Source organism: Paenarthrobacter sp. TYUT067 (genome assembly GCF_023656375.1).
Classification (GTDB): Bacteria; Actinomycetota; Actinomycetes; order Actinomycetales; family Micrococcaceae; genus Arthrobacter.
Window position 1 is genome coordinate 1 of the sequence record NZ_JAMOIT010000041.1, and the last position, 3,918, is coordinate 3,918.

Consider the following 3,918-nt stretch of genomic DNA (forward strand, 5'->3'; position numbering starts at 1 on the left):
GGAGAATATGGCGGGAATCATTTACAGTCCCATGCCATCCTGAAATCCATATGTTCTATATTCTTTAATAAAATTTGCTTATGCCGACCAGCTTTAGGAACGCGCCCTAGGGGGACGACCTTGCAATTGCGCTTATCTCTATGACGGCGCCCGGGATTGCCAGACCGCTCACCTCCAACGCTGTCCAGGCCGGATAGGGTGGGGTAAGGAACGAGTCCTTTACCCTGGGGAACCAATCGAATATTCCTGTGATATCGCCCACGTGGTGACTGGTGATGCTCACGATGTCCTCAAATCCAAGTCCGGCTTCGGTAAGGACGGCTCCTATTCCCTCGAACGCCAACCGCGCTTGTTCGGAGGGATCGTTGGGTACTTTGCCAGAGGAGTCGATCCCGGTTTGGCCCGAAATAAACAGGAAACCTCCAGCTTCGAAGCCCGGCGAGAAGTGATAGTCGTTGTAAAACTCAGCCATGGAAACGGGAAGGATCGAACGCCCTCCGCCGCGCTGACCGATCATACGAGAGCTCCTTTGTTGGCGGTTCGTTCGAGCTCCTCGGCAATCGCAGCGGCGGCCTTCTGGCCTGCCCGGACGCCACCTTCCATATAGCCGGACCATTGGAACGACGCTTCGGTACCAGCGAAATGCACTTTCCCGACCGGATCGCGTAGGGCTGCACCAAAGTTGGCCAACACTCCCGGGGGCATATAGGTGACAGGGCCTCCCTTTGCCCACTCCTGCTGGGTCCAGTCAGTCTCATGGAAGTAGCTGGGGTCTGCTGCCTGCGGACCGAACGCCTTCACCAGAAGATCCAGGAAAGCCCGCTCGCGCTCTTGGGGTGTGTGGGCCGCCCAGCGGTCGTAATTTGACCCTCCGATGAACCCGATTAGGGTCGCTAGCGTATCGGTAGGTTTCGTGCCGTCGAGGAGGAAGACTCCGACGTCTTCGGTGTCAAGCAACGCGCCGGAATAGCCCTGCTCGACCCAGAATGAAGAGGGGTAGCGCGCCTGCACCTTGTAATAGCGGCCCATCGGTGCGCGCGCCTGGAGTTGCGCTCGAGATGTCGGTAGGGCTGGTTCAAAACGGATTTGGTTTGCCGCCAAGGGTGACATGGCGATCACGATATGGCGTGCCCGCAGGCTCCGCTGCCCGGAGAAAAGTGTCACCCCCGATTCGTCGTGCTCGATACGGTCGACCGGCCACTCCAAAAGGAACTTGTCCCTCCCGATGGCATCGGCGATTCGCCAGCTCACCTGAGCGGCGCCGCCAAACCACCATGCCCATTGGGCTCCGTCCCGGGTGCCCATGAGTGACTGTATCCCTTCGCACTCACTGACGTAGTAGGCCCAGTACAGGAGGGAAACCTCATAGGGGTCGGCGCCGAGGAGGGTATTGACGATAACCGTGTGCAACCGTCTGACTTCTTCGCTCTCGATCGTCTCCGCCAACCATGTGGCTACCGTCTTGCTGTCGAGTGCTGCTGCGTTAGGCGATGCCCAAGGCTGGTCCCAACCGACGCTGTCCGCCAATTCGTCAAGAGCCTTAAGGGAGGAGAGAAACTCCGGAACGAAGGGAAGGTTGGGGTCCAGTTGGTCGTCAGGAGCCCTCAAGACATTGCCCGCCACAATGTAAGTGTCATCGCCGGGCTTGCCCGATGGGGTCATCTCCAAGCCCAGGCTTGTGCCAAGTTCAATAAGGTGCGTATGCGTCTCCCCGATGAACATGCCGCCATAATCGATTGGACCCCCGGGTGCGCCCTCCTGTTCTGTCCAGGTCCGTCCGCCGATCCTGTCATTCGCCTCGACGACGAGAACGGACGCGCCTTGATCATGCAAGGCCTTGGCTGCGGCGCTGCCTGAGATCCCCGCGCCGATGATGATCACATCGACGTCGGGATCGGGGGTAACTGACTCGTAAGTATTGAGATGGGTCAAAGCACTTTCCTCTCTTTTCGATCTTGCGGCTTGCCTGCTACGGCACATCGGCCTAGACGGGCGGGCCACACGGATGGGGCGTGAATTCAGAGTAGGGAAGTTTTGGCTGAGGAGGAGATCTGCCGAATGTTTTTTGAAATTGACCCATATTCATGCAGGAATTTCGATTAGCCCCCCCTGGCGTTCGAGCTGGCGAAAGAAACGTCCGGGCGAGCCACTTACTACGTGTGCGACTGCAGGCTGTTCCTGAGGACCTGCTGCCTGCCCTATCGTGCCTCGCACTGTTACGCGCAGACGGGTTCACCGGACCGAATTGCGATCAGTGAATCGCTGATCGCTTCCCTGAAATGGGGCGGCGGTATCGCCTGTCACCGAAGAAGCGTTGGCTCATTCGAGGTGGCTCCTACTCCGGGGCATCCTTGTATGAGCCGCGCCCGGTGTGCCCGCCGACTCCCTGACCGAGTGAGGCAGCGATGGGCCCCTTTTGAACGGGCGGGACTTCCTGGCCACGATTCGCTGGGCTCGGCCGCTGGCTGCCGCCGGAATGTCGGGGAAAATCCGCGGCCACGGACCGGCTGGAAACGCCGGCACTGTTCGAATGCCGGGCAGTGATGTCCGCGGAGGCAAAGGGAGCGCCGGACGCGTCAACTAACTTCTCGCCCCTCGAACACTCGATCCATACAGCCAGCCGTCGGGCACATGTTTGCCGTCGACGAACGCTGGAGGGCCGTGGAGCAGGCTTTCTTCACCCGGACTCGACCCGGTCAGCAACATGCCCGCGGGGACAAGCGCAGCCGCATTCGGGCGTGCCACGCGAGGCCCTCGTGCTTGGTGGCAATCATTATCACCGGCTTGAAGACCAGCCATGCTCCGCTACCGTACGGGGCCCACGGTCTACTGTGACAGGGCTCACTGCTCAGGGGGCGACAAGCGGTAAAATGGGATGGAGCGCGGTGAACCGCCCTTGCCAAACCACCATTGCAGCGACGCGGGCGCGCCGCGAGATCAGTGACATGAGTCGATGCCACGGGGGCAATGGTCCTCGATGGGGCTAGGTGGATTGACCAGTGACGTTGTATGGAAGTGAGATGGATGACAAAAGTCGGCAACCCTGACCGGGCCGCTAGCAGCGCGTATCAGGTAGTAGATGAGCTAGATGAACAGATACTTTGGGAGTTCATCAGAAATGGACGGATAACGATATCCGAGCTTGCGACACTCCTCAACGTGTCTCCATCGACCGTATCTGCTCGGGCTTCGGCCCTAAGGAGGGCAGGAGTACTCAAATCGTCCCACGCTGACATCGACTTCAGGAGGGTCGGGTTGCCGATTCAGGCTATGGTCTTCGTTCGTTTGCGCGCTCAGGCGAGACCGCACGTTCAGGAGTACGCCAACTTGATGACCCGGCTTCCGAGCGTGTTATATCTGTACTTCATGGGCGGCGATGAAGACTTCTTGATCCATCTGACCTGCACTTCGACCAATCAGCTGAGGGACATTGTCGCCACAGAAGTAAGCATGCATCCGGTCGTTGCTTCCACCCGAACCCACATAATCTACGAACACGCACTCGGGGCGGATCACATGGACCATTTGACGGGGTTCGATGAGGTGAGACGCCCGATAGGTCCCTCACGCGATTTTCCGGGAGTTTTCGAGCAATAGCGTGAGGTCATCGTGCCACACGATCGTTCAGGCGTTGGCCGACTGGGTCCGTCCATCGGTGCCATCCAGGTCACAGTCATCTCCCAGGGGCGTTGCTTATGTGGCCATCGGCTAGTGGTTTGGTAGCCCTTCGCACTCAAGCATGGTTGTCTCTTCGGCCCTAAAGGTCCGGTGGCCCGCCGACAGCAAGTAGGCCGCTGAGCCCACAGTTGAGGAATCGGACACGATGCAGTTCTCCGAATGCCGGCGTTTATTGCATCCACAGCATATGTAGGGCACCAATTTAGTATTGGACTGCAATAAATCCTAGCCATATTCTTT

General features: G+C 58.8%; 3 protein-coding genes. 1 reads left to right on the top strand and 2 read right to left on the bottom strand.

The annotated features are described in order from the left end of the window. Positions 1-106: 106 nt before the first annotated feature. Entirely contained in the window at positions 107-517 is a 411-nt protein-coding gene (locus MOD31_RS21785) for a RidA family protein (protein ID WP_024367510.1), read from the bottom strand. Next, complete coding sequence (locus tag MOD31_RS21790) at positions 514-1,932, bottom strand: NAD(P)/FAD-dependent oxidoreductase (RefSeq protein ID WP_024367511.1); 1,419 nt, start codon at positions 1,930-1,932, stop codon at positions 514-516. The genes MOD31_RS21785 and MOD31_RS21790 overlap by 4 nt, the downstream gene beginning before the upstream one ends. Before the next feature lie 1,092 nt (positions 1,933-3,024). Here MOD31_RS21790 and MOD31_RS22200 point away from each other — a divergent pair. Then, positions 3,025-3,597: an Lrp/AsnC family transcriptional regulator gene (locus MOD31_RS22200; RefSeq protein ID WP_024367512.1), complete on the top strand. Its 573-nt coding sequence runs from the start codon at positions 3,025-3,027 to the stop codon at positions 3,595-3,597. Positions 3,598-3,918 lie beyond the last annotated feature (321 nt).

What these genes read in the sequence shown, in the direction of transcription:
- MOD31_RS21785 (WP_024367510.1), bottom strand. Translation starts at nt 517, where the DNA reads ATGATCGGTCAGCGCGGCGGAGGGCGTTCGATCCTTCCCGTTTCCATG.
- MOD31_RS22200 (WP_024367512.1), top strand. Translation starts at nt 3,025, where the DNA reads ATGACAAAAGTCGGCAACCCTGACCGGGCCGCTAGCAGCGCGTATCAG.